Source organism: Pseudomonas sp. WP18 (genome assembly GCF_036689585.1).
GTDB lineage: Bacteria > Pseudomonadota > Gammaproteobacteria > Pseudomonadales > Pseudomonadaceae > Aquipseudomonas > Aquipseudomonas chlororaphis_E.
In genome coordinates this window covers 2167001-2189564 of the sequence record NZ_CP144758.1, presented here as the reverse complement: position 1 = coordinate 2189564, position 22564 = coordinate 2167001, and the positions used below count along the sequence as shown (strand labels likewise).

Genomic DNA, 22564 nt, shown 5'->3' with positions numbered 1-22564 from the left:
GTGCTCAGCCTGGTTGAGCGCCGAGTGTAACGCCTGCACGGATGAACATGTCAGGCTCCAGCTCTTTGAGTTGGGCCAGTGTCAGCGGCTTGAACGACTTATCGAGCTGCAGCTTGGCAAACTTCTCCGGCGTCAGACCGCCATTGCGAAAGAGCCTCCCTCTAACCGGACCCAATGCATGATCCTGAAAGCCCGCTGGCTGGGTTGCCAACCATTCGTAATAATTCAGGCTGGCGTCTACTTGGGCCCCGCCGTTATCACCCACTGAGGCGCGCGTGGCGTCCTTGGCGAACATCTCCGAAAGCCTGGTGGTTGGCACCGTGGTTGACCTGCAGTTGATGTGCGCCGGCGGCAGCGGACCTTTGCCCAGGTCGAAACGCATCCCGTCGAGGCCCTTGCACTGCTGCGAAGTCTTGCGGTCCAGCGTCGATACCCAGCGGTAGCCCAGCACCACGTCGCTATTGGCTTTCAGCGTTTCCATCCGTGCCGTCGTGGCCACATGCTGGATTGCTGTCTGCACTACAGAGGCCGCGTTGCGATTGCTCACTGCCAGGATGCCGTCCGTGAAGTTCTGCGTCGCCGTGCCGCGAATCGCCTGGATGATTTGAGCGTTCGTCTGGCCCTGGCCGAAGCCAAGCCGGATGGCGCTGGTGACACGCATCGTCTCCGTGCGCGTCCAGCCGCTGACGAAGCTCTTCAGCAGCTTACCGCCGTCGATACCCTTCACCTGCAGCGGGTACGAGAACACCGCAGCGCGAATCACCGTGTTGCTCGGCACCACCGCGTCAATGGAGAGCGCATTGCTCAGGCTGTTTGCCTCGAAGGCCGACTCATACAGGGCGATGTCCACCAGGTCAGCTTGCACCAGGTCGCCATAGGCCTTGTAGATCTCCAGCAGCTTGCCGTCCACCCGGGCCAGGAACTGCTCAAGCCGGTCTCGGCTGTAGGTGGTCAGCTCTTTGCGGGTCAACTGGTCCCGCACCAACTTGTCAATCTGGCGCAGGTACTTCTCGAATTTCCTGACCTCGCCAGCCTTAAGCCGCTCAATCATCACCGAGTGACGGGTCGTCTGCTCCAGCAGTTGGCTGTCCGCCTGTTCCAGGTTTGCCGTCGACATCTTCTTTGTCCAAGTTGATGCCGGCCGACTCGCGCTCATCGCTGATCAACTCGGCCTCTTCGTCATAGGGGCGTTCCGGCAACTTGCCGGTTGTCAGGTACTGCCAGTAGGTGTCGGCGCTGAGCGTGCCAGCCATTACGCCCTTGAGCAGTTCGGCAAGGACCTGGGCGTCAACCACTGGCGTTACGAACTCAGGGTTAACCGTGAACTTGACTTGCTTGGGGTCGTATCCTTTCCACTCGGCGGCGTATCGAAGTCCCTGCTCCAGCGCCTCGGCAACCGTGACGACAATGCTGTGCAAAGTCGCGTGCTGATCGTTCTGGCGCGTCTTGCGCGCCTCACCCGACTCCGTGCCGCTCACGTCCATGACCTTGGCGCCGGCTTCAAGCGCGGCGTTCTTCTGGTCGTCCATGGCTTTGCGCACGGCTTCAATCCCGGCGCCCTGGAACTCCAGATAGCCACACTGCCCGGTCGGCCCGAGATCCCAGGCGGCCGACGGCCCGGTCACGCTCAACTCCACCGATTCATCCAGTCCAGAAACCCACGGTTGCGGGTGACTGGTTTGATGGAGAGCGGTGAAGTAATCGGCACTGAGCTGGTAGGACTTCAGCGCGGCCCGCGCCATGGTCAGCAGCGGCACCTCGTCGACTTCCGGCGAGTTGTCCGTGGATCCGCAGTAGATCACCGGCAGGTACCCAAGGCCTTTGATCAGCCGGTTGTCGGTGCCCGTGGTCCCCAGGGGCTTTTCGTCCTCTACCAGCGCACCGCCTTCGTTTCGAACGGCGGTGCGGCAGGTGCCGTTCTCCATGAAGAACTCGCGGAATACCGTATCGCAATCATGGCTGTAGCGATCACCACCCTTTTTGCGGAATTCGCGGAACACCGAGAGGACCAGGTCCTGCCGGCCGCCTTGGTCAGCAGTGTCCCAGTTGATGGCGTTGCGCGTGGCATAGGTCGAGAAGTACGGCTCGCCGCTATCATCGACGTTCACCACAAGCGGTACCCGGCCGTGCGAGATAGCCTGGCGCACCATCCGGAAAAACAGCTGCTTGAGCCCGAAGCCGTCCGCCGTGGCATTGTCCTCCAGCCCTTTTAGGCCGCCGGGCAGTTCGATTTCAGGTATCAGCCGGGAGACCAGACCCATCATCGAACGCAGCGAGTCGCGCACCCAGTGCTCGTACTGAGCGCGGTCGGTGTAGTTCTGGTACAGGTACTTGTTACCCGCCCCGTCGAGCTTTTCAGCCTCCACCATGCCGCTTGGCTTGGGCAGATTGCGCTCCTTGCGCTTCACGGCACACTCGCCTTCGAGCGCGTCGTCCATCATTTCCCACTCGGCGATGTGCGCGTCGTAGTCTGGGTTTGTCGATTGCACTGGCATCAGGCCAATCCTCCAATACGGCGCGCGCCGGCAGTTTGAGACTTGATCGGGTAGCGCTTGGCAATGAAGTAGCCAGCAGCGTCGTTCATGTGGTCGTGGCCCTTTTTCGGGTCCTTGTCAGGCTCGCCCTTGTCCGTGTAGGTCTGGCGCTCCAGGCAGAGCGTGAGCTGTGGGCACTGGTCGATATTGACCTTCAGGCGGCGCTCGCCGTAGCTGTTCAGCAGAATGGCGTTGAGAGCGTTCACGCGGTCTTTTACGCTGGGGTTCATCGAGTCGACCACCACCGTGAAACCCGCCTTCTTGAGCAGCGACAGGTCCGATTCACTTGCGTTCTTGCTGCTGGTGTTTTGGCCACTGGCATCCGGGTAAATCGCGACGGTATGGCCGGGGAAGCGCGCCTTGATCTTCTCGATCATCTCTGGCGTGTCTCGCACGGCGTGGAACTCATCCAGCGCCATCGGTAGGTCGTCGCGCACCGCATAGACCACGGCGCTCATCTTCATGACGTTGAAGTCCATGCCTATGTGCAGTGCCTCGCCGGGCCTGATGCGCTCAGTGGTACGGCACTCGTCTCGGTTGAAGGTGTAGTAGACGACGCCTGCATAGTTCTCGAAACTGGCCTCGTACTCTTGCCTGAACGTCCGCGGGTCCATCTTGCGACGGGCCGCCTCTAATTCATCGGCGGGAACGTTGCCGCCGTCGAGCGAGGTGTAGAGCCAGCTCTTGTGATCAGGCTCATGGCCTGGCCTACCGTCCTGATATGTGTCGTAACAGTGGTTGAAGCCTTTCGGGGTGCCGATACGTAGCGCATGCCCGCCCTTCCGCATCCCGATACCCGGAATCGTGTACTGGCAGGTAGAGAGCATCGGCCGCAGGACTTCCTCCCAGGCCTCCCACGGACAGTCCGCCCATTCGTCTACCAGAACGAAGAACAGACCAGAACCCCGCAAGTTGTCGTAGTTGTCCAGCCCTACCACGCGCATGACGTGGCCGGACTTGAGCGTGATCGAGCATTCCGTCTCGTTCGGGCGGTGCGCTCGCCATGCTTCTGGGATGGCCTGCTTAAGGCGCCGCCAAAACACGCGCTTGGCCTGCTTGAACGTCGGCGCGCCGTACCAGATCTCATCCTCTACGCTCACACCCCACTCGGCAGCCAGCCGGGCAGCGCGGCGCATCTCAGCCTTGCCTAGGAAGGTCTTGCCAAATCGCCGGCCGCAAACCGCATCACGGAAGCGTGCTTCAGGCTGGAAGCCCCAGCAATAAATGTTCGCCTGCTTCGGCGTCAGCTTTACCGGTGGGTCATAGGTACGGGGTAGCGGGGACATTCTCATCAGGCTCCAGGGTGTACTCAGCAACCGCGTGCTGCTGGTCCGCTTGGGAGCCCAGAGGTTTTTCAGGTTCGAGGCGGCGATTCACGTAGACGTCGCCGACTTCCTTGGCTGCCTGCTCCAACAACTGGGCGGTCAGCGCCATGTTCTTCATGTTCTCGGCCTTCTCGGCCATGCGCCCCAATGTGCGAAGTCGATACGCTCGGTTGGCGATCGGGATCTCTGCCGTCTCCTCGCGGAAACGTTTCCGGGTGTCGTGGAATAGCGTCTGCCACTTGGCCGCCAGGTTCACCCCGGCACGCTTGGTTGGGTCGTGCTGTTCTACCTGCTGACGCGTGACGTCGAGGTCGAATTCCTGCTTCACCGCTTGTGAGACCTGGCTGGGGGTGTCGAAACACGCCAAAGCCTGAACGATGAAGGCTTTCACATCGTTTTTCAGGGCTGCCATAGATTGGATTCCGTCTCATGCCTGTCTCACATCAGGCCGACTTGAGCAGACAGGTTCCGCAGGCCCTCGCAATGTTCAATTTCCCCACCTCAGCAGGACTGTTTGCAGCATCCACCAACGCTTGAACGTCAGGGCCCGCACCGTAGCGACGCACCACACCAACGAACTCTTCAACGTCGTGTCCGCGCATCTCAAGCTTGGGTAATCCGTCCTGGGTAAACTTGGGCGCGCCGTACTGATCCTTCGCCTGGGCGATGTGGTATAGCTCATGCTCAACCAGCGCGCAGAAGTCGGTATCGCTGCATTGTGCGCAGTAGTCAGCAGCCAGTGTGATGATGTAGGCCGGCACGTCGCCGAACCAGTCACGCATCTGTTGCTCCATCCGGGCTTTCTGCCAGCCGCCGGCGCGAAACGCTACCTGTTCGGCCTGGCCCAGTACCGTACGGCCCTGCTTTTCGAATGCTGACGATGCCCACATGACCCGCACGTCGGCGTCGATCAGGTGAGCGTGGTCCTCGTTGTGGATGCTGCCGGTGTCGGCAAGGATCTCGGCTTGGAGCCATTCCCATACTTCAGGTGCGGGGGTCAGGCGAATACCGAAGTCGGATAGCTCGACCAGTGACGATGGAGGGTAAGGCCTGTCCACGGATTACCTCGAGCTTGAAATACTGGCGGATTGCCGGTATTGGTATGGATCCAAACCCACCGGAGCAAACCATGGCAGATACCCCTGGATTTTTGGCCCTCAAAGCAGCCGAAAGAAAAACAGACGCACAGGACCATCGCGCTTTCGCGGTCGCCGCAGCTATCGACCTTATCGCTGCCAGAGCTGCCAGCGCAGAAGGAGTCAATCTAAGGGACGAGATGCATAACTTGTCGGACTATGCAGACAAGATTCAAGCAGCGCTAAAAACGAAGTGATTGATGTGTACCGCACTCACCTGCAGTACACCCGCGCGATACAGAACAAGCACACTGCAAGTGCTCGATAGCAGGACCTACCCAGTTAAGGATGGCTAACTTGACCAACACTGCAAACTCAACAGCACCGGTGCCAGCAACAGTCAGCTCAGGCACACCATGGTTAACAACCGCGATAGCATTTGGAACGTTTATGGTAGGTGTCGGCACCACCCTAGTGGTGGGTGGTATGAATTTTGGGCAGCAGAAGAACGCATTAGAAAACCAGACGGTTCGAAATCAGGAACTGCAGAAGCAGAACAATGAGCTTAGCGCCTTGCTTGAGAAATGGAGGGAAGCAGTGGCACAGAGAGACGCAATACTATCCTCGACCCAGGCAAAGCTGACCGCTATGCAGAATGACCAGTGCGAAGCAATAAGGAGTGAGATAGACGGCTTAGAAAGCAACCTAAGCTGGGCTGACAACAGCCATATGCCAGAAGTAAGGCGTGCAGAAATCAACAACTTGATAAAGCAGCATCAGCAGTCGTTACAAAGTTGTTTCGCGGCCCGGCGCTAGCTTTTCCGAACATCGCGACACAATTTGCTGATTCGCGAAACGTGTCGCGACTTACGATTTCCGTCGCTCGACGCCACCCGGCGCCTTGTCGCAGCCCATGCAGTGCTCACAGTTCAGGTGTCGGCAGATCCAGGCCTTGACCCGTTGCCAGTAGGTGACCATGAACAAGTGGCGGATGCCGGCCAGAGCCAGAGCGATGTGCAGCGTCAGCCCAGCCACGGTCGGGCCGAACAGGAAACTGTTCTGCCCAGTGGCAACAACGTAGGCACTGATGGCGATGGTCGCGAAGATCAGCTTCCCGAGGATGCCGTCCCTCACCTTCCCACTCACCATGCACCAGAACGCCCACAAGGCAATCAAGCCGCAGGCGATGGAGTTGATCAGTTCAAGATTCATGGTGGATTGCCTCCCCCGAACCGCTGGCGGATAAGCGCCCAGAGATCAGCGGCTTTGATTGCCCGGTTGATGGCAGCCAGAAGAGAACCGCCGAAGGTGCCCAGCAGAAAGCCGATACCGGCAACAATCTTTGGCTCGGTGACGTTCAAGTAGGTGCTGACCATGCTCGTCAGGTACAGCGAGCAGGCAACCCCAGTGATCAGGAACACCATCCAGGCTCGCCAGTCGGACAAGTCGTCCTTGTGCCACCAGCTCGCGACCACGGCACCAATGAGGCCCGCAATCACCAATTCGAACCTGTCGATCTTGTCGAGCAGGCGCTGTAGATACTCCATGCGCTCGACTCCGTGGGCATGACTGAATAGGTCGGCATCCGCTGCACTCCCAGCTTGGGGCAAGGGGTGTGGGGAGCCGAATACGAAAAGACCCCGATCAATGTCGAGGCCCTGAATAGGTACCAACCAAATACAACAAAACCGTTGTATTACCACAAATTTGTTGTATGCTGAACTCATCCAAACAACGAGGCGAGGTGATGAAGTTCAGCGAGTTCAGACGATGGTTGAAGGCCCAAGGGGTGACCTTCGAAGCAGGCAAAGGAAGCCACTTCAAAGTCACCGCCCCAAACGGCAACAAGACAACCTTCGCGGACCACGGATCCAAGGAAATGCCGGAACCGACCCGCAAGGCGATCATTAAACAACTGGGGCTCTAAGGGCCCCCTTCGCCATTCTGCAAGCTGAACGATCATCTCCGAGGAGTGACCCATGTACGACTTTGCAATTCGATTCGAACAGGATGCCACCGGTGTGGCCGTCTTCTGCCGGGACCTGCCAGAGCTGAACAGCTTTGGCGATGACGTCGAGCACGCGATCAGCGAGGCGATGGATGCTATCGATACGACTCTGTCGCTGTACGTCGATCAGCGCCGGGTGATTCCGTCGGCATCCGCTCCCCAGGAGGGCGAGCACGCCGTTCACTTGCCAGCGGTGACAGTGGCGAAGATCGCGCTGTGGAACGAAATGATGGCGCGAGATATGCGCAAGGCTGACCTATGCCGCCTGCTGGGCGTTGCCCAGACCCAGGGCGATCGCCTGGTGGACTTCCTGCACACTTCCAAGATGGAAGCAATCGAGAAGGCCCTGGCCGCTCTTGGAAAGCGCGTAACGCTTACCGTCGAAGCAGCCTGAATAGGTGCGGATGGACAGGGTTCGAACCTGTGGCGCCCTTGGTGTTGGTCCATGGCGACCACCTCAAGCAACTAGCCAAGGAGCCGGCATTACCCGGCAATTCAACCTTTGCCCACTCAGTCACCATCCGCGTAATGTGAGGGTCTTTCCCCTCCGTCCGCCAAAGGCTATCACGGCGCCGACGCCCCAATGCATCGATCTCGCCGTTCAAGTCTCGCGCCACTCTGGAAGCCAGGTGGGAACAGAGTGCGCGGGCTGCCGGTGTTCTTTCGTGACGCGTGACTTCCGGCTATACCGCGTCCAGGCCGCCTCGAAGGCTGTCCTGGACACTGGCAAAGTCTAGGCATGAAAAAGCCCCGCTCGGTGACGGGGCCCAACGACTAAAGCTGTCTCACCAGTGCCAACGCTCAGGCACAAATCGCGAGCCAACAAAGCCGACGATTGAGCCGATCAGAACCCCCCAAAAATCTGCTTTAAACAACGCCGCAGCAGGAATCATTTGGCGCGCCTCCACAAGCATTGCAAAGTCTCGTGGATCTGATCCGAAAATCACGCGCCATCCGTTTGGCACGATCAACAGGAACAGTGCGAAGCCACCAGCAACCCAATACGGCCAGTTGCCATCGAGGTGGAAATGCCTTTTTGCTGAGAGCATCCCGCCAACAAGAAGAGCAGCCCCAAACCCAGTACAAACAGTCTGCCAAAGCAAAGTAAGGCCATCTGTAAATTCTGAAAACATCGAATCCTCGTCAATAAATTGAATATTAAAACAAAACAATAAATTGACACGCCATGTAATAGCAATGCGCCACAAACAAAAAAACCCGGCGAATTGGCCGGGCTTTTCTTATTAATCCTACACACGCAGGAATGACAGGATGGGTGAATAATGGCTCATTGGCTCACTTGCCGTCAAGCGGCTTGTGAACCGATAAGTCCCTCTGCGTCCAACAAGGCTTGAGCGGACATCAATGCCTCATCCACTTCTCGCTCCAGCGCCTTGCGGATATCCCTCCTCCACCGCTCCTGAGTCTTGATCGGGTGCGGTTCGTTAGACCAGTTATCCATCTCATACCAGCCGGCCGGCAGGACATTTGTCGACCGCTTCCCATCCATGCCGGCCAGCTTAGGCAATGCCCAAGTGACGACCGCGCAGTGAAGGAACCGCTCGGGCGCCGGGGATCGCATGACCTTGGTGAGCTCGGCGATTGCTGCATGCTTACGCTCGGTGTGTGTCGAGAACTTCGCAACCAGCGCCCGCCAGTGGGCCGGGGTCAACGTCTTGTGCAGCCGGCCGAACACCCAGCAGTCCTGGAGGAACGCCGCTTCCTTCCCAACGATCTCCCCCTTCTGCTTGGCGCATTGGACCTTTGGCTCGAAGTCGCAGCCACCGGCGGAATTGATAGTTTCCGCGGCCAGGGCCCGGACTACTGCTGATACAACGTTCTGATATGTCATGCCGCATCTCCCCTCTTCAGCTCTCTGGCCTTTGCTCTGTACTCGGCCTTGATGGCCTTCAACTCTTCGATGGTGTAGCGCTGGGGCTCATGAGGCCCTTCGAGCCATTCAACCTTTTCGGCGCCGATCCGCTTCACCAGCTCGATGCGGTAATTCACGATGTTGCCGGACTGATGGTTGTTGCACGGGGCACACTGGCGCCAGACGTTGAGCGGTTCGAAGCGAAGCTCCGGGTTCCCGCCAACAGTCCTGTAGTGCCCGGCGTGCCACTGTCCGTTGTGGTACCGGCCACAGCTCACACATGGCAGGCCGGCATCACGCAGGCGGACCCAGGTGTTGAACGCGACCTGGGTCTCGCGCAGGTGCTGCGCCCTGCTCTTCAGCTTCTCCTTGCGGACCTTGATCTCCCGACGCTCAACCTGGGCCAGCGCCTTTCGCTTGTTCTCCTGCTTGGCCCGGGCAATGACGACACCGCAGTCCGGTGAGCACCATGTCTGGAAGCTGGCCCGAGGGACGAATGAGGCCCTGCAGGTCTGCACTGCGCATTTCTTTGGGCGGGGCTGCTTGGCCGTGAGGCTGTTGGCTGTTCGGCTCATGCGGCCACCTCGCTCAACAGGTCGGAGAACACCACACCCTGGCCGGTGAAGTAGGCAACGATGCGGTCCGTGTACTGGATCCCCTGAGCGCGATTGAACAGGCTGGTCACAGGGAACCCGTCCGGGCCGAAGAGCTTGCACTCGCCCATCATCGCCAGCTTTGTCTCGTACGGCAGGTGGCGCATCACCTGGTACCAGGCCGCCTGGAAGCCGGAATCCTCGTTGAGCAGGATCTGCACGCCGATGTGAAGTTTGCAGTACCGCCGGGCATCGGCGGGGTCGCCGATCTGGGTCATTTCCGAAATCCGCTTGTACATTGCGAACCACAGGGCATTCTGGTCGAGCGTGCGGTCCTTGCCTGGGCGCAGCGATACGACCACGAACTTCTTGTCCCGGTACATGGAGCTGAGCTTGGTTATGGCCTCGGAGAGCTTGGCTTGGCAGTTGACGCTGATCTTGTCGGTCATGGCTGCCCTCCTTGAAGTATGAGCAAAAGGCAGAGAACAATGAATGCGATCCCGAATACATCGCTCATGACTGCACCGCCTTGCCCAGGGCTGCGTCGATAGCAGAGTCCAGCCCAACCCCATTGAGAGGGTACTCATGAGGCCCTACCCATTCGCTGACCTGAATATTTGGGCCTGCGGAGGTTTCCTCGCGTAGCCACTGATACCGCTCGGCATCCTTGCGCAGCACCTCATTCTCCGCCAACAGCTCCAGCGCCACCTCCTCGAGCGTCTGCTTGCCCAGGAACACTTCCAGCGCTTCAGAGTTGCTCAGCCAGTCAGGCGACGATGCGCTCCAGGCGGCTACCTCGGCCCACAGCAGGGCTTGGAGTTTTTGTTTATCGATGCTCATTGCTCCGCCCTCTTCTCTTCCAGTTCCTGGGCCTGCTTGATCAGCAGAGCCCGGCGATCAGCCAGTTCGTTGGCCGCCTCAATCCGCATTTCTGTTTTCTTTTCAGCGCTGGCCTGGCGCATTTCCAGCATCGAGTTTTTGACGAGCTCCAGCTTCTGGCGCATGGCCGGTGCCGGTCGCGTGACCGTGCCCGTCAGCAGCCCAGCGATGGCACGGCCGTCATCCGTGACCGGGGTCACGCTCAGGTCAGCCAGGTATTTCTGCGCGTGCTCGCTGGGAATTCGCTTCAGCTCCATAGCCTTGGTGACGGCCTGGATGCGCCGGTTGGCGTCGAAGCCCACGGAAACGTGCCAGTTGACTAGCTTGGCGTCTTCCCGCGCCTGGCCCACGAACCGCTCGTAGGCGCTGATGAACGCCATGCGGGCGCCGATCTTGTCGCCGGCATCGAGTACTGGCTTGGCCGCGGCCAGGGCCAGCTGGATCTCATCGGTCAACACCACGGTTTCGAACTCGTCGTTCGTGGTCATGGCGATGGCCCAAGCCTCGTCCTTGCCAGGACGGCCGTCGGACGATTGGACGCGCTGGAGAATGTCGGCCATGGACAGTTTGCCCCTCACCTCGAAGCGACAGGCCTTCAAAGCGGCCTTGACGACAGGCACCGGGTAAACGCAAAGGTCCTCAGCCATCATCGCAGCGGTGCCCGGATTCATTTCCTGGCCCATGGCTTCGGCAGTCGCGCAGATGGCAGCCGCCAGGCCAGCGACCTGCTGATCGTTCATTTCAAAGGTATTCATTGCGCTCCCCTGCTTGGCGCTTGGCCAAGACCATTTGCGCAGCCTGCTCGGCGGCGGAGACGTTCGCCTCGGTGCGCTCCATCTGGCGGGCGATAGTGCCGTTGACGCGCTGCCCGGTCACCCACTGGGTGTGGTAGCTCTCGGCGTTGGCCAGCAATTCGTTGAGGCTGTGGCACTTGCGCAGCACAGCGGCATCGCTGGTCTTCAGGAAGTGGGCAGCGACGTGATGGGCGACTTCGGCGCCGAGGCGGTCGACCAGTTGCCCGAGTTGTCCGCCGACCTTGGCGTTCCATACCGGCCAGGTGCTGTAGCGCTTGCGGTAGGCCATGGCGTAGTTCGCCCAGACCTTGAAGGTTTTGCAGTTCTGGTCCTTGGGGCCGGGCATGTCGGCAGGGATCTCAACCCGGGGCGCCTCGATGCGATCAACCACCAGCACCAGGTTGCGAGATTGAGCCGGTTCGGCCTCGGCGTGAGCCGGGGTTGCCACTGGTTCAATGACCGGTTCATTGACTGATTCAGAAGAGTGACTGGTTCTGGGTGCAACTGCTGCACTACCCCCTGGTGCAGGAGATTCACTAGGGGGTGAACCTGCTGCACTACCCTGGTGAATCTTCTGCGCTACCCCTGGTGCAGGAGGTGCACCACCATCCAGTGTCAGGAAGTAAACGTTGGAGGAGTTACCCTTGGGGCCGCCCTTGCGGATTTCTTTGCGCAGCAGGCCGGCCTGCTCCAGAGCAGTGATGTGGTTCATGACGGAACGCTTGCTAATCTCGCACTGGTCGGCGATGTGCTGATAGGAAGGCCAGCATTCGCCCATGTCGCTGGCGTTGTCTGCCAGCTTGATCAGCACCAGCTTGCGCAACGGATTGCCGACGCGAATTTTCATCGCGGCGACCATAAGACCCATGCTCATGCTGCACCTCCAGCGAAGGCGCGAAAATCAATCGTCTGCACGCCTTTCCAGCTATTGCAGGACATGCAAAGTGTTTGAAGGTTGCCCAAAGAGGCTTCTCCGCCCTGGCTTTCAGGAATCACATGATCAGCCCTCAGGCGCATCAGTACCGAACAGCCGCAGCGCAGGCAGGCGTGACCATCGCGAGCGAATACTTGTGCACGCAGACCAGACGGGATGGGCTTCTTTTTCGTCTTCCGTCGAGGTGGGAGGACTGGCGGCTGGTGAGCGGTGACGCGGCCCATACGGTACGGGTTCCACTCGCAGCCTTTTTTGGTGAGCCGGAATGCTTCAGAGCGAAGCTCAATCAAACCGCCCTCTTCCAGGGCCTTCAGCATGCGGTAAGCGGTGTCTGGCTTGTCAGTGAGCAGCGGCAGCTCCTCAATAATCTTGGCCTTGCTCAACGCGAAGAAGATCCCGTCATCGGTTTTGATTGGCTTGGTCCAGCTCGGGCAGCCGTAGACGAAGGCGAACAGCAGGGCCTGCTGTGAATTCAGCCCCCACTCCAGTGCCTTCACCTGATTGATCGTGACGGTGTATTGCATGTCAGGCCTTCCCGACCAATTTGGCCAGTTCAAGGAAGCGATCCACATACCAATGAGGCTGCGTCTCGCGAGGGCATTGAGGGCTGGTGAGGTTCTTGCCGTACTGGAGGCCCTTTTCAGTCACGGACCAGAACGGAACCATTTCGCCCTTGGAGTTCTTGCGCTGGAGGGACTTGAGCAAGCCGTGGGCCTCCAGGGCATGGTTGAAGGCAGCCGGTGAGCAACGGATGCCGTTATCCTTCAGCAAAGCCGTGGCCGACTTGGTGGGCATCGAGGAGCCGCCGGTGGCATCTGGAGCGGTGTCCACGGCATAGCCCGGGAGGAATTTCGCGTCGAGGCCGTTGTTGGTGGCGATCTGGGCTAGCATCATCATCTTGCTAGACGGCGCCGGCTTCAGCAGGCGGTCGAAGCATTCAAGGATGGCGAGCTCTCCGACGATCTTGGAATTGTTCGGGCCCTGGGTGGAGAACGTGCCGGTTTTTCGAATGGCCGGCAGGACCTGGCCCACTACCCAATCCTCGAACCTTTCCGCGGCAGGCAGCTTGGATTTCATCACTAGGCGGTAAAGGTCGCGCTCCGGGATTATGGTCATGAAACCACCACCCTGTTTCGGGGTAGTGGTCGCAGCTTTACAATGACGGGCTACAGCGTTCTCTGGCTTGGAGTAGCCGAGGGCGTCGGCGACGTCACGGGCGATAAACCATGGATCACCGAGCTTGTCGGTGATGACGCGGATCGCGGCGCCGTCGAAGTCGAACGGAATCACAGAGGAACTGCGCGACACGTTTCCAGAACCGGCAAAACGTGTCGCGACATTGGCCGGGGTATTGATCGTTTGGTTGGGTTGGTGCATGATTTGCTCCACAAGTTGTTTTGCTGTTGAAAAAGCCGGGATTGCGCCCCGGCTTTTTTGTGCCTGAAGTTCAGGCCGCCTTCAGCGACTCACGCAACACGTGCAGTGCATCGATCGCTTCCTGGATGGCTTTGTCGCCCTGGGCTTTTTCGTGTTGGCTGATGTGGTTGTCTGCCGTGGCATCGAAGATCAGCCGACCCACGTCGCCGCACTCAGCAGTCAAGTGGCACAGAGCAGCCATGAGCGGCTTTGGCTCTGGGCGCTTACGCCGAATCACGTCGCACTCGAATTCGTTAGCCAGCGAGCCAAGAACGGCGAGACGTCCTTCTTCGGAGAGGTGAGTGAGAACCTGCCCGAACATCTCCAGGTTCATACGGTGCGCCTCACGATTCGGATTCGCGCAATCAAGCAGCCGGGTTTCGTTAACGCCCATGCGCTTCGCCAGCGCGGTACCGCCGCCCGCCTTTACTTCGCGATGCAGGGTCCGTTCAAATTCTTCCATTGCGAAAACCTCTCTTCTTCTCGCGTGGCACCGAGCCACTACTTCCGCGATCATTTGTTCATCAACTGATCAGGGGCGAACCCGTGACCGACTATTCCGAACTGCAAGGCGAGATAACCGTCCTTTGTTGCTTCGTGGCTGCCCTGGCATCCACCCTGCCCTTGTCCTCTCAGCTCAGGCTTGGCCTGCGTTTGAATCCAAGGCCGATTTGTTACGTGACCAGTTGAGCCGGGACGCCCTCCGGGGCTTCGAGCGGGCGAAGATCTCGCTCAGCTCTAAGCGTGGTTAGGCGGCAGTCTTGTTTGGCTTCGCTTCCAGCAGCAGCCAGGAAGCGTCGAACGGCTTGCCATTGGCCGCTGCCAACGCAGAGATTCTTTCTGCGTAACGTGTCTCCCCGGTGTATTCGGTACGCGGCAGGCAGTCGGCAGTCAGCCACTTGTAAATGGCACGCGGAGACTTCCCGCACGCTAGGGCGACCACCGGAACGCCGCCGGCGTCATCAATCGATTTCTTAAGCGGGCTCATGTGGCCTCCAAGCGAAATATGAACTTGCAGTACATATTATGTCGGAACTGAAAGTACATGCAAGGCCGTGCGATGCTGAACCGATGGTTCATATAGAAGAAATTCGCGGCGCTTTCGTTGCTCGCCTGAAGAAGGCCCTTACCGCCCACGGCATAGATCAGTGGGGTGCTGGTGCGCGCCTGGCTGAAATTGCGAAAGTGACACCCAAAGCCGCAAGCAAATGGCTTAATGGTGAGTCACTGCCAGGGCCGGCCAAAATGAGCGCCATCGCGGGCGCCCTTGGCGTGAAGATTGAGTGGTTGCAGCATGGCGCGGGGGACGATCCGCTCATGCCGAAAGCGCCGAGCGGTGATCCTGTCGAAACAGAATCCACGGATCTCACTGCCGCAGATATCGTTCGCAACATGCTCGCTACACAAGGGAAAGGGCTTTCGGATGATGCGCGCAGGCGCCTTCAGGCTGTTGCCGAGGCGGATGATGGCGGCGCCCTTGAGATCGATTACTACCGACCTGGCGCCGTCGGCGACGAAGTATGGATTGCCCACTACGACGTGCGTGCCGCAATGGGCGGCGGCCAGATCCCTCACGATTATCCGGAAATGCTCCAGGACGTGCGCGTCAGCCCGCAGCACCTACGCGAAATGGGCGTTGAGTTCAAAGAACACTTCCACCTGAAGATCGTCACGGGCTGGGGTCAGTCAATGGCGCCGACGATCAAGCACCGCGACCCGCTGCTGGTCGATATCAGCATCCGCGAGTTTGTCGGGGACGGGATCTACATGTTCTCCTGGGAGGGGCACCTGTATATCAAGCGGCTCCAGTGGTTGGGAGATGACCAGCTCAGCATGATCTCTGATAACGCTCTCCACCCTGCACGAACGATTCGTGCCGAGGATACCTACATCCAGGCGCGGGTGCTGCTGGTGTGGAATGCGCATCTGGTCTAGCCAAGCCCCCGCAGCGGCGTGATTGCGGGCTGGTAGGAAATAGCTGGGGAGATGGTGGCTGAGAGGCTCACCCTTCCCCTCGAGGGTAAGCATTTACTTGATCTGCAGGATTGCAAATGAGAAAGGAAACATGGATCGACGACTGCCGGCAGTGGTGCAAGCAGATCAAGTACCTTGCCGAAGACATGGAATGGTCTGAGAAACCTTCCCATAGTGGGTGGCTTGAAGCCACCAGCCTGTTGCTTGACGACCGCCGAGTAACGATCCCCCATCTCTATTTCAAGGGCGAGTACCAGACTGGCCGAATGGGCGACAGGGTCACGTACGCCTTGATGTACAAAGAAGGGAAAGAGAAGCGCCGAGTATTCATGCTCGAAGTGTGGCCAAACCACGTCAGGTCGCATAGATTCAATGACGGAACCTTACTTTTTGGGTCTCATGTCCACCTGGGCGACTATAGGCTTGCGGAAACTACGAAGAAGGTTCGAGCGCTGATTTCAAGTGCCACCGAGCAGCGTTGGGTTGAACGCTTCGTGCGCCACGCTAGAATTCACAATGGCCGAGGGGTGATGTCCTCTCCGTTTGTCAACGATCTCTTTGGATGAAGACCATGTGCACACTCGAATGCGGCGATTTTTTCGCTCGAGCTGGTTGGCACTGTCAGACTATCAATGCTGGCAGTGGACCTGCCACATACATCAGCACCCCTATCACGCTGCCCGGCGGGAAGCCTTTGGATTTCTACCTGATCAAGCGAGGTGAGCTGATTGAGTTCACAGACGACGGCATCACACTTTTTGCGCTGAGGTCTATCGGCTACGCCTTATCTGACAAACGAAATTGGAAAGGCCTGGACAATTTAGGCTTGAAGTTCGGATTTCAGCTCACCGATTCTGGTGCATTCGAGGCTACCTTCCCTCTTGCAGAAATGGATCAGTGGGGCGGGAAGATCATTCGTTTAATGGCCTCGATTGCGGCTTGGGAAGAAGAGAGATCCGCTGAGGGCGACAGTGACTTTTCGTTGACTGACGAAATTGAAATGCTCCTTCGGACGAAAGATCCCGATCGCAAGATTGTCAGAAACGCAGCTCTTCGCGTCGGAAAGGTCGAGATGTCGTTCGATTTTCTGTGGGGTAACACGTACATAGATGCCGTAGCTCCCCTTCCTCAGTCGGTAAACGCACGACTCAGAAAAGCCGTGCTGATCAGCAAGGTGGACGATCCTGCCGAGGTTCTTTTCATTGTTGACGACAGGGGCGGGAAGAAGAAAAAGGCAGAGGACGAGATATCAGTCCTCGGCGGACTGGCATCTACGATCCTGTTCAGCGACTTTCAGCAGCATTACAGCGCCACCATGCATTAACGTAGGTGATGATGAAGCCCGCCTCGGCGGGCTTTTTTGTGGCTGTCAGAACGGCGCCACCTCCTCTACCCTTTCTATAACCTCAACCGGCCGATCCTCCTCGGCACACGCCTCCCACCTCAGCGTCACCGAACCATCCTCGTTATACGCCATGTCGATACCGTCGGTTTCGGACAGCAGGCCTATCACCTCCTTCCATTCCCGCTCCCCATCCGTATCCAGACGGTGGATCGTCACCCACCGCTGAATCTGCGCAACCGGGTGGTTGATCATTGATGACACCCGCAGGCCAAGCTTCTCCATTCCGCTCATCCCCTGCCCTGCCGCTCCTTCAAGCTTGTTCTCATCCATACTTCGCAGCTCCCCAAATGCTGTATATCCATCCAGTAAACGAAACTATAGCGAAGGTGTCCCCCCTGGTAAATGGGTGAACCAAGCAGAGTGCCTTTCCGGCTACTTCTGTACTTTTCTTAAAAATATGTACTTTTGGTACTTGACCTAATGTGAACTGATGGTTCATATTTAATCCATCGAGACGCCACTACGCCTCGCCAGGGCCTCAACAGACCCGCCACACGACTGGTGAAGCCGCCAGATAGCACGGGATCAGCGAAGTGATCTCCCAGCCCCGGAAAGCGGGACCGACTGGAACCAAGATCTTTAAGCACGACGGATAGTTCAGCTGGGGTGACCGGGGAGCCGGCGCCAACGGTGAGACGCGAAATTTGATTCAAGCCGGAGGCCGACGCCAGTAGCGGGCCCCGACTGGAAAGCATCACTGAAGCCCGTTCACTGAGCGGGCTTTGGGATGACAACCGGAGGGCAACACGATGTTCAACATGGCAACCATGGCGGCTGATGAATGCCGCACCGACGCTGAAGAGCGCACCTATTACCGCTGGATCGACCAGGCATCCCAACTGCTCGGCCACCAAGTCGCCCTGGGCTCGCAGGAAGAAAGCGACCTGCACGACCTCTACGCCGACGACTGCACCCCGGCCGAGGCTGTAACTGAGCTGCTGGCCCAAGCGGAACTGGCTCACGCCGCATGACGGACCTTTTCACTGATGCCCATCCAGAGCGGTGGGCATTGGGAAAACAACCGGAGCAAGACGAGATGATCATCATCGAAGACGACTTCACAAGCGGTGCGCAGGTGAGCATGCAGATGGACAAGGATGCGGGCGAACTATTCGTCTTCCACTGCCCTGCCGGCCAAGGCTGCAAAGTCAACAAGTGGCCGCTGGATAGCCACCACATGCCGATCGCAGTGGCGTATTACGAGCAATGCTGCGAGCTGGAGCGCGCAGTCTGAACAACCAGCGCCACGGCAGCCTGTCGTTAACTGCCCGATCACCTCGAAAGAGGCTACATCGGAATGTCGGCGCCCCATGAAAAAAGCTGATCCAAGCCAACTGTTTGTATGCGAATGGGCGGACGTAGTTAGGCATCTTGGTCAGGACCGACATTCCAATGCAGCTTCAAATCACGGTTGTAGAAAAAATGAATTAGCGACCTGCCCTTCCGGTCAAGAATTATGAACGTAGTAAATCTGACGAGGTGACAGCAATGACTATCCAAGCAGAGACACTCGTACAACTGACCGAAGCGCTCCAAGAGCGAGGGATGAATCTGGTTTCAGATGTTCATTTCACTCGCGCGCCGTACCGGCACAATCACCGCTGGATCTGCATCGTAGAGTGACACCGCTCTTTGCCGGCGGCTTGGACTAAGCCCCCGCCGCCGGCCCCTCTTCCCCCCGCCACACCGTTTTCCCCTTCTGCACTATCCGACACCACCCGAATGCACTCCCCTCTGCGCCCAACGGCAACCAGCGGAGCGGATGAGTGCATTCGAGTTCTGTTGGATCAACACTCCGTCCGCCTGGAGGCGACCATGCACGCAGCACTGAATATCTGTCAGGCCGTTCACGACGCGAAGCTGCCTCCTCCGGTGAGCGAGACGCGGGAAGAGGTCGCGCGGGCTGAGTGGCTGTGCAACGCGGTCGAGGACCTGCTCCGGGGCATGGATGTGAAGTTCCAGCGTCGGATGCGCCAGCCTCAAGGCGTGACCGTGGCCGACCTGGCCCTGGCCGTGGATGAGCACGTGAACGGCCGGCTGGCGGACTGCAAGGTTCAAACCCCTGCCCTGGGATGGCTGCTGCTCTCATCGGGCCGGCCGGACAAGAACGCCATGGCCGAACTGCTCGGCCGCAGTGATCACCCATTGGGCACGCTTGGCGAGATTGCAGAGGGCCTACTCCGCCCCCTGGTCAATGACGCCATGATCGCCCAGGCAGAGGACAACGAGCTGTGAGCGCTCACATCGACATCGACCAGGCCCTGGAAACCCTTGAGCACACAAGTGCCAAGGACTTGGACGACTCGCTGGCTGAAGGGCTGATCATCCGCCACTTCACCGCTGGCGACATCACCCCTGAAGAATTCAAACACTACAGCGCCCGCCTGCTGAAGATCAGTCGGCAGCGCAAGGAGTTGTCATGACCACGCCAATCCATAAGTCGCTGATCGATGAGCAGATCGCCGAGATCGAGCGGAGCCTGACCATCCTCGGTGCTGGCTTGCCGCGCGAACTTCCTGTGGCAGCACTGCCGCCGAAGCTGGTAGCAGCTATCAAAGCTGGCCGGGTTGAAGTGAGGGCTCGGCCATGAAAGCCCTCACATGGATCCTCACCGCCGGCCTCCTCATGACCATGCTGGCCTACACAGTGGTCAGGGATCGCCATGTTGCTTGTCAGGTGCCTCAGCTCTCACAGGTGCTGCGATGAGCGGCGAAGGTGCCAAGAAGCGCCAGCAGGCACTCGCCAAGCGCTGCGCAAGGCTTCGGCGTCAAGGGCTCAGCCTCGGCGGGATCGCAAGCATCACAGGCGTTGACCGGGACAAAGTCGCCGCCCGCATAACGCTGGGAGAAAGGTTGCTCAGCCTGGAGCCGTCATCATGACCAAAATCCAACGCCTGCGCAGGCCCTACACCTGGCGCGGATCAGCAATCGTCCTTCTTCTCTGCACGGCCTGGATGCTCGCAAGCGCCTACGCCGATCGCATCACCTCCTAACTCACACCTCCAAGCGCTGCGCACGTCGCGGCAAGGATTCGCTCGTGTCCGCAAATACCGAACTGGCCGTAGTGCCGCCAGCAGAAACCGCCCTGGCCGTCTACAGCGCGCCGACCGGTCTGGAGCCATGGCTTCAGCAGATCCGCACCGAGATCGACGGCTTCACACCTGACATCACCACCCGCAAGGGCCGCGATGCCATCGCATCGATGGCCTACAAGGTTGCCAGGTCCAAGACTGCCCTGGACGACGTCGGCAAAAAGCTCGTCGCCGAGCTGAAAGAGGTGCCGAAGAAAATCGACGCCGAGCGCAAGCGCGTGCGGGACACCCTGGAAGCCTGGCAGGAAGAGGTTCGCCGGCCGCTGAACGAGTGGCAGGCAGCCGAAGACGCCAGGGTCGACAAGCACAACGACGGCATCGACTGGCTGAAGAATCGTGACGACATGCTCGCGGAGTTGACGTCGGAGCAGATCAAGCAGCGCATTGCTGAAGCTGAAGCCGTTGAGATTGGCGCCCATTGGGAGGAATTCGAGGCCGAAGCCGCCCGGGTGAAGGACAAGGTCCTGGGTATGCTGCGCGTCGGGCTCGCCAAGCGTGAGGCCTTCGAAGCGGACCAGGCCGAACTGGCTCGGCGCCGCGCCGAAGATGAAGCGCGTGAGAAGAAAGAGCGCGAGGACCGCATCGCCAGGGAAGCCGCCGAGCGCGCCACACGCGAAGCCGAAGAGAAAGCCATGCGGGAGCGCGAAGCAGAAGAACAGCAAGCCCGTGATGAAAAAGCAGCGGCGGAAAAGCGTGAAAACGACCTGAAGCTGGCCGCCGCCGAAGCCGAGCGCAACGCCGAGCAGGCCAAGCGGGAGAAGATCGAGGCGGACCAGAGGGCCGAGCGCGACCGACTGCAAGCAATCGAAGATCAGAAGCAGGCCGTTGAAAAAGCACGCCTTGATGAGATTGCCCGCCAGAGAGCTGCAGCTGACGAAATCCTGCGCCAGGAGCGGCTGCGCGAGGCTGACAAGGCGCACAAAGCCAAGATCAACCGCGCCGCGCTGGAAGCCTTCATCGCCGGCGGCATGACCGAGGAATGCGCGAAGCAGGCGATCACTCTGATCGCCCAGCGCAAGATCCCAGCCATTTCCATTCAGTACTGAGGAGCCCACCATGGCACAGGAAATCATTCTGCCGGAACAACGCCGCCAAGCCGTGGCGCCGATCAAGTCGGACAGCAGCATACTGGCTGTTATCAGCCGGGCCGCCGCCGACCCAAACTGCGACATCGAGAAGATGGAACGGCTGCTGGTCATGCATGAGCGGATGCAGGCCCGGGACGCCGAAGCGGAGTTCAACGCCGCTATGGCTGCCATGCAAAGCGACATCCCAAGCATCGCCGAGCGCGGCGCCATCGTCGTTAACGGTCAGAAGCGCAGCGATTACGCCACGTTCGAAGACATCAACGACGTCATCAAGCCGATCATGCAGGCCCACGGATTCGCCATTACCTTCAAGGTTGAGAACGTGCCAGCAGGCTTGAGCGTCACCGGAATCCTGATGCACCGCGCAGGGCATCGAGAAAGCACGACTATGTTGCTCCCGCTCGACACCAGCGGCAGCAAGAACGCGGTCCAGGCTGTCGGCTCGTCCACCAGCTATGGCAAGCGCTACGTCATGTCGGCTCTGTTGAACATCACCACTCGCGGCGAAGACGACGACGGCCATGCCGCCGTTCCAAGCGTCACGGTGACACCGGTGCAAGCCCGCCAGCTCCAAGCGCTGCTGGACAAATGCAGTGACAAGGCGAAAGAGGCGTTCGCCAACCTACATGGCACCACGTCAGGCGTAAGCAAGGGCGAGTTCGATAGGGTGTTGGGGCAGCTCACCAAGTCGGCAGCAAAAGCGGAGGCAGAGAATGCAAATAATCAGTGATGTCGAGCAAGGCACTCAGGAATGGCTAGATCTGCGCCTGGGCATCGTTACCTGCTCGGAGCTGGATTGCCTGCTGGTCAACGGCAAAGGCGAAGCCGGGTTCGGCGCTGGAGCGTTCACCTACATGAACACCCTGATCGGCGAACGCATCACCGGCGAAGCCGCTGACCCCTTCCAGGGCAATCGCCACACAGAGCGCGGTCATGAGTACGAAGGCACTGCCCGCGGCCTGTACCGGGCACAGGCGGACGTGACCACGCATCAGGTTGGCATCATCCTCAATCACGGAATTGGCTACTCGCCTGACTCGTTGATCGGGACTGACGGCCTCTGCGAAATCAAAACAAAGCTACCGAAGTTCCAGGTGGAGGTCATCCTCTCCGGCGAGGTTCCAAAGGAACACGTAGCGCAGTGCCAAGGCGGCCTCTGGGTTTCAGAGCGCGAGTGGATCGACTTCGTCTGCTACTGGCCTGGCATGCCTCTGTTCATCAAGCGCGCCTTTCGGGACGAAGTGATGATTCGCAAACTCGCCGAGCGGGTGAAAACCTTTTACGAAATCCTCGACGAGCGCATGAACAAGGTATTGGGGATAGCAGCATGATCAGCAACCACCTCAGCCTGGTCGAGCATAATCGACCACAGTCAGACGCCCTTTCCGACCAGATCGCCCAGTTCCTGGAGGCAGGCGGGCGAATCGATGAATTGCGAAGCCCACCGAGCAATCCAATCCCGCCGGCCCGCTCAACCCGGATAGACCCTGAAACGGTCCTCAAGCGCAAACCCCGAAAGCTGACCCTGACTGAACGCCGGGCGCTGCGCAAAATGGCGGAGGCGCTATGAGCAA

General features: G+C 59.1%; 35 protein-coding genes, 1 tRNA gene and 1 pseudogene. 16 read left to right on the top strand and 21 right to left on the bottom strand.

The features are described 5' to 3' along the window. Nucleotides 1-4: 4 nt before the first annotated feature. The 5 genes from V5F23_RS09795 to V5F23_RS09775 are packed head-to-tail and all read right to left on the bottom strand — an operon-like array spanning nucleotide 5 to nucleotide 4917. Complete coding sequence (locus tag V5F23_RS09795) at nucleotides 5-1117, bottom strand: minor capsid protein (protein WP_338498250.1); 1113 nt, start codon at nucleotides 1115-1117, stop codon at nucleotides 5-7. After that, nucleotides 1044-2495: a DUF4055 domain-containing protein gene (locus tag V5F23_RS09790; protein ID WP_338498247.1), complete on the bottom strand. Its 1452-nt coding sequence runs from the start codon at nucleotides 2493-2495 to the stop codon at nucleotides 1044-1046. The genes V5F23_RS09795 and V5F23_RS09790 overlap by 74 nt, the downstream gene beginning before the upstream one ends. After that, a complete protein-coding gene (locus tag V5F23_RS09785) occupies nucleotides 2495-3820 on the bottom strand; it encodes a terminase family protein (protein WP_338498244.1) in 1326 nt (441 codons plus the stop codon). Before V5F23_RS09785 ends, V5F23_RS09790 begins: the two co-directional genes overlap by 1 nt. Then, on the bottom strand, nucleotides 3795-4271 hold the full coding sequence (locus V5F23_RS09780) for a DUF2280 domain-containing protein (RefSeq protein ID WP_338498243.1): 477 nt from the start codon (nucleotides 4269-4271) through the stop codon (nucleotides 3795-3797). Before V5F23_RS09780 ends, V5F23_RS09785 begins: the two co-directional genes overlap by 26 nt. 31 nt (nucleotides 4272-4302) lie before the next feature. After that, complete coding sequence (locus V5F23_RS09775) at nucleotides 4303-4917, bottom strand: putative metallopeptidase (RefSeq protein WP_338498241.1); 615 nt, start codon at nucleotides 4915-4917, stop codon at nucleotides 4303-4305. Between the two features lie 71 nt (nucleotides 4918-4988). Here V5F23_RS09775 and V5F23_RS09770 point away from each other — a divergent pair, with 71 nt between their 5' ends. Further along, the gene (locus tag V5F23_RS09770) at nucleotides 4989-5192 is read left to right on the top strand and encodes a hypothetical protein (RefSeq protein ID WP_338498239.1); all 204 of its coding nucleotides are present in this window, start codon (nucleotides 4989-4991) and stop codon (nucleotides 5190-5192) included. A gap of 100 nt (nucleotides 5193-5292) precedes the next feature. Next, entirely contained in the window at nucleotides 5293-5751 is a 459-nt protein-coding gene (locus V5F23_RS09765) for a hypothetical protein (protein WP_338498237.1), read from the top strand. Between the two features lie 51 nt (nucleotides 5752-5802). Here V5F23_RS09765 and V5F23_RS09760 read toward each other — a convergent pair whose 3' ends face one another. Both V5F23_RS09760 and V5F23_RS09755 read right to left on the bottom strand, forming a co-directional pair. Further along, on the bottom strand, nucleotides 5803-6147 hold the full coding sequence (locus V5F23_RS09760) for a hypothetical protein (RefSeq protein ID WP_338498235.1): 345 nt from the start codon (nucleotides 6145-6147) through the stop codon (nucleotides 5803-5805). Beyond that, a complete protein-coding gene (locus V5F23_RS09755; protein WP_053151073.1) occupies nucleotides 6144-6482 on the bottom strand; it encodes a hypothetical protein in 339 nt (112 codons plus the stop codon). The genes V5F23_RS09760 and V5F23_RS09755 overlap by 4 nt, the downstream gene beginning before the upstream one ends. 200 nt (nucleotides 6483-6682) lie before the next feature. On the opposite strand from V5F23_RS09755, the gene V5F23_RS09750 reads away from it, so the two are divergent. Beyond that, nucleotides 6683-6862, top strand: a complete 180-nt coding sequence (locus V5F23_RS09750) for a type II toxin-antitoxin system HicA family toxin (protein ID WP_072458260.1) — start codon at nucleotides 6683-6685, stop codon at nucleotides 6860-6862. A gap of 52 nt (nucleotides 6863-6914) precedes the next feature. Then, nucleotides 6915-7337 carry a type II toxin-antitoxin system HicB family antitoxin gene (locus V5F23_RS09745; protein ID WP_338498229.1) on the top strand — a complete coding sequence of 141 codons (423 nt, stop codon included), beginning with the start codon at nucleotides 6915-6917 and terminating at the stop codon, nucleotides 7335-7337. A 5-nt stretch (nucleotides 7338-7342) separates the two neighbouring features. Here V5F23_RS09745 and V5F23_RS09740 read toward each other — a convergent pair. The 13 genes and pseudogenes from V5F23_RS09740 to V5F23_RS09680 all read right to left on the bottom strand — a co-directional run bounded on the left by V5F23_RS09740 (nucleotide 7343) and on the right by V5F23_RS09680 (nucleotide 14420). Then, nucleotides 7343-7468, bottom strand: a tRNA-Ser gene (locus V5F23_RS09740). A 260-nt stretch (nucleotides 7469-7728) separates the two neighbouring features. Next, a complete protein-coding gene (locus V5F23_RS09735; RefSeq protein ID WP_338498227.1) occupies nucleotides 7729-8151 on the bottom strand; it encodes a hypothetical protein in 423 nt (140 codons plus the stop codon). 98 nt (nucleotides 8152-8249) lie between these two features. Continuing rightward, nucleotides 8250-8795: a hypothetical protein gene (locus V5F23_RS09730; protein ID WP_338498225.1), complete on the bottom strand. Its 546-nt coding sequence runs from the start codon at nucleotides 8793-8795 to the stop codon at nucleotides 8250-8252. Further along, entirely contained in the window at nucleotides 8792-9391 is a 600-nt protein-coding gene (locus V5F23_RS09725) for a recombination protein NinG (protein WP_338498223.1), read from the bottom strand. Before V5F23_RS09725 ends, V5F23_RS09730 begins: the two co-directional genes overlap by 4 nt. Then, nucleotides 9388-9858, bottom strand: a complete 471-nt coding sequence (locus V5F23_RS09720) for a hypothetical protein (protein WP_338498221.1) — start codon at nucleotides 9856-9858, stop codon at nucleotides 9388-9390. Before V5F23_RS09720 ends, V5F23_RS09725 begins: the two co-directional genes overlap by 4 nt. Before the next feature lie 64 nt (nucleotides 9859-9922). Continuing rightward, nucleotides 9923-10249 carry a hypothetical protein gene (locus V5F23_RS09715; RefSeq protein WP_338498219.1) on the bottom strand — a complete coding sequence of 109 codons (327 nt, stop codon included), beginning with the start codon at nucleotides 10247-10249 and terminating at the stop codon, nucleotides 9923-9925. Beyond that, nucleotides 10246-11043, bottom strand: a complete 798-nt coding sequence (locus V5F23_RS09710) for a hypothetical protein (protein ID WP_338498216.1) — start codon at nucleotides 11041-11043, stop codon at nucleotides 10246-10248. The genes V5F23_RS09715 and V5F23_RS09710 overlap by 4 nt, the downstream gene beginning before the upstream one ends. Beyond that, nucleotides 11030-11956 (bottom strand): helix-turn-helix domain-containing protein, encoded by a 927-nt coding sequence (locus V5F23_RS09705; RefSeq protein ID WP_338498214.1) that lies wholly within the window; start codon nucleotides 11954-11956, stop codon nucleotides 11030-11032. Before V5F23_RS09705 ends, V5F23_RS09710 begins: the two co-directional genes overlap by 14 nt. Then, nucleotides 11953-12099, bottom strand: a complete 147-nt coding sequence (locus tag V5F23_RS09700; protein ID WP_338498889.1) for an HNH endonuclease signature motif containing protein — start codon at nucleotides 12097-12099, stop codon at nucleotides 11953-11955. The genes V5F23_RS09705 and V5F23_RS09700 overlap by 4 nt, the downstream gene beginning before the upstream one ends. A 150-nt stretch (nucleotides 12100-12249) precedes the next feature. Next, nucleotides 12250-12540, bottom strand: a pseudogene (locus V5F23_RS09695) (phage replication protein); the annotation flags it as partial. Between the two features lies 1 nt (nucleotide 12541). Continuing rightward, nucleotides 12542-13393, bottom strand: coding sequence for a BRO family protein (locus tag V5F23_RS09690; RefSeq protein ID WP_338498213.1), 852 nt, complete (start codon nucleotides 13391-13393; stop codon nucleotides 12542-12544). 70 nt (nucleotides 13394-13463) lie between these two features. Continuing rightward, nucleotides 13464-13895, bottom strand: a complete 432-nt coding sequence (locus tag V5F23_RS09685) for a phage regulatory CII family protein (protein ID WP_123578705.1) — start codon at nucleotides 13893-13895, stop codon at nucleotides 13464-13466. 285 nt (nucleotides 13896-14180) lie between these two features. After that, nucleotides 14181-14420, bottom strand: a complete 240-nt coding sequence (locus V5F23_RS09680) for a hypothetical protein (protein ID WP_338498210.1) — start codon at nucleotides 14418-14420, stop codon at nucleotides 14181-14183. 83 nt (nucleotides 14421-14503) lie between these two features. Here V5F23_RS09680 and V5F23_RS09675 point away from each other — a divergent pair, with 83 nt between their 5' ends. The 3 genes from V5F23_RS09675 to V5F23_RS09665 all read left to right on the top strand — a co-directional run bounded on the left by V5F23_RS09675 (nucleotide 14504) and on the right by V5F23_RS09665 (nucleotide 16730). Continuing rightward, on the top strand, nucleotides 14504-15367 hold the full coding sequence (locus V5F23_RS09675) for a LexA family transcriptional regulator (protein WP_338498886.1): 864 nt from the start codon (nucleotides 14504-14506) through the stop codon (nucleotides 15365-15367). A gap of 116 nt (nucleotides 15368-15483) precedes the next feature. Beyond that, a complete protein-coding gene (locus tag V5F23_RS09670) occupies nucleotides 15484-15972 on the top strand; it encodes a hypothetical protein (protein ID WP_338498207.1) in 489 nt (162 codons plus the stop codon). Continuing rightward, nucleotides 15969-16730, top strand: coding sequence for a DUF1828 domain-containing protein (locus V5F23_RS09665; RefSeq protein WP_338498205.1), 762 nt, complete (start codon nucleotides 15969-15971; stop codon nucleotides 16728-16730). Before V5F23_RS09670 ends, V5F23_RS09665 begins: the two co-directional genes overlap by 4 nt. Nucleotides 16731-16775: 45 nt before the next feature. On the opposite strand, the gene V5F23_RS09660 is transcribed toward V5F23_RS09665, so the two are convergent. Then, a complete protein-coding gene (locus V5F23_RS09660) occupies nucleotides 16776-17081 on the bottom strand; it encodes a DUF1654 domain-containing protein (protein ID WP_338498203.1) in 306 nt (101 codons plus the stop codon). Between the two features lie 479 nt (nucleotides 17082-17560). On the opposite strand from V5F23_RS09660, the gene V5F23_RS09655 reads away from it, so the two are divergent. The 9 genes from V5F23_RS09655 (at nucleotide 17561) to V5F23_RS09615 (ending at nucleotide 22560) form a co-directional block, all read left to right on the top strand. Further along, nucleotides 17561-17782 carry a hypothetical protein gene (locus V5F23_RS09655; protein WP_338498202.1) on the top strand — a complete coding sequence of 74 codons (222 nt, stop codon included), beginning with the start codon at nucleotides 17561-17563 and terminating at the stop codon, nucleotides 17780-17782. Nucleotides 17783-17847: 65 nt separating this feature from the next. Then, nucleotides 17848-18045, top strand: a complete 198-nt coding sequence (locus V5F23_RS09650; protein WP_338498200.1) for a hypothetical protein — start codon at nucleotides 17848-17850, stop codon at nucleotides 18043-18045. Between the two features lie 581 nt (nucleotides 18046-18626). Beyond that, nucleotides 18627-19046: a hypothetical protein gene (locus V5F23_RS09645; protein WP_338498198.1), complete on the top strand. Its 420-nt coding sequence runs from the start codon at nucleotides 18627-18629 to the stop codon at nucleotides 19044-19046. After that, on the top strand, nucleotides 19043-19234 hold the full coding sequence (locus V5F23_RS09640; protein WP_123578696.1) for a hypothetical protein: 192 nt from the start codon (nucleotides 19043-19045) through the stop codon (nucleotides 19232-19234). The genes V5F23_RS09645 and V5F23_RS09640 overlap by 4 nt, the downstream gene beginning before the upstream one ends. Next, nucleotides 19231-19401 (top strand): hypothetical protein, encoded by a 171-nt coding sequence (locus V5F23_RS09635; RefSeq protein WP_172679768.1) that lies wholly within the window; start codon nucleotides 19231-19233, stop codon nucleotides 19399-19401. The genes V5F23_RS09640 and V5F23_RS09635 overlap by 4 nt, the downstream gene beginning before the upstream one ends. A gap of 446 nt (nucleotides 19402-19847) precedes the next feature. Beyond that, nucleotides 19848-20948 (top strand): hypothetical protein, encoded by a 1101-nt coding sequence (locus tag V5F23_RS09630; RefSeq protein WP_338498193.1) that lies wholly within the window; start codon nucleotides 19848-19850, stop codon nucleotides 20946-20948. Nucleotides 20949-20958: 10 nt separating this feature from the next. Beyond that, a complete protein-coding gene (locus V5F23_RS09625; RefSeq protein ID WP_338498191.1) occupies nucleotides 20959-21720 on the top strand; it encodes an ERF family protein in 762 nt (253 codons plus the stop codon). Then, a complete protein-coding gene (locus tag V5F23_RS09620) occupies nucleotides 21704-22321 on the top strand; it encodes a lambda exonuclease family protein (protein ID WP_338498189.1) in 618 nt (205 codons plus the stop codon). Before V5F23_RS09625 ends, V5F23_RS09620 begins: the two co-directional genes overlap by 17 nt. Continuing rightward, nucleotides 22318-22560: a hypothetical protein gene (locus V5F23_RS09615; protein WP_338498188.1), complete on the top strand. Its 243-nt coding sequence runs from the start codon at nucleotides 22318-22320 to the stop codon at nucleotides 22558-22560. Before V5F23_RS09620 ends, V5F23_RS09615 begins: the two co-directional genes overlap by 4 nt. Nucleotides 22561-22564 lie beyond the last annotated feature (4 nt).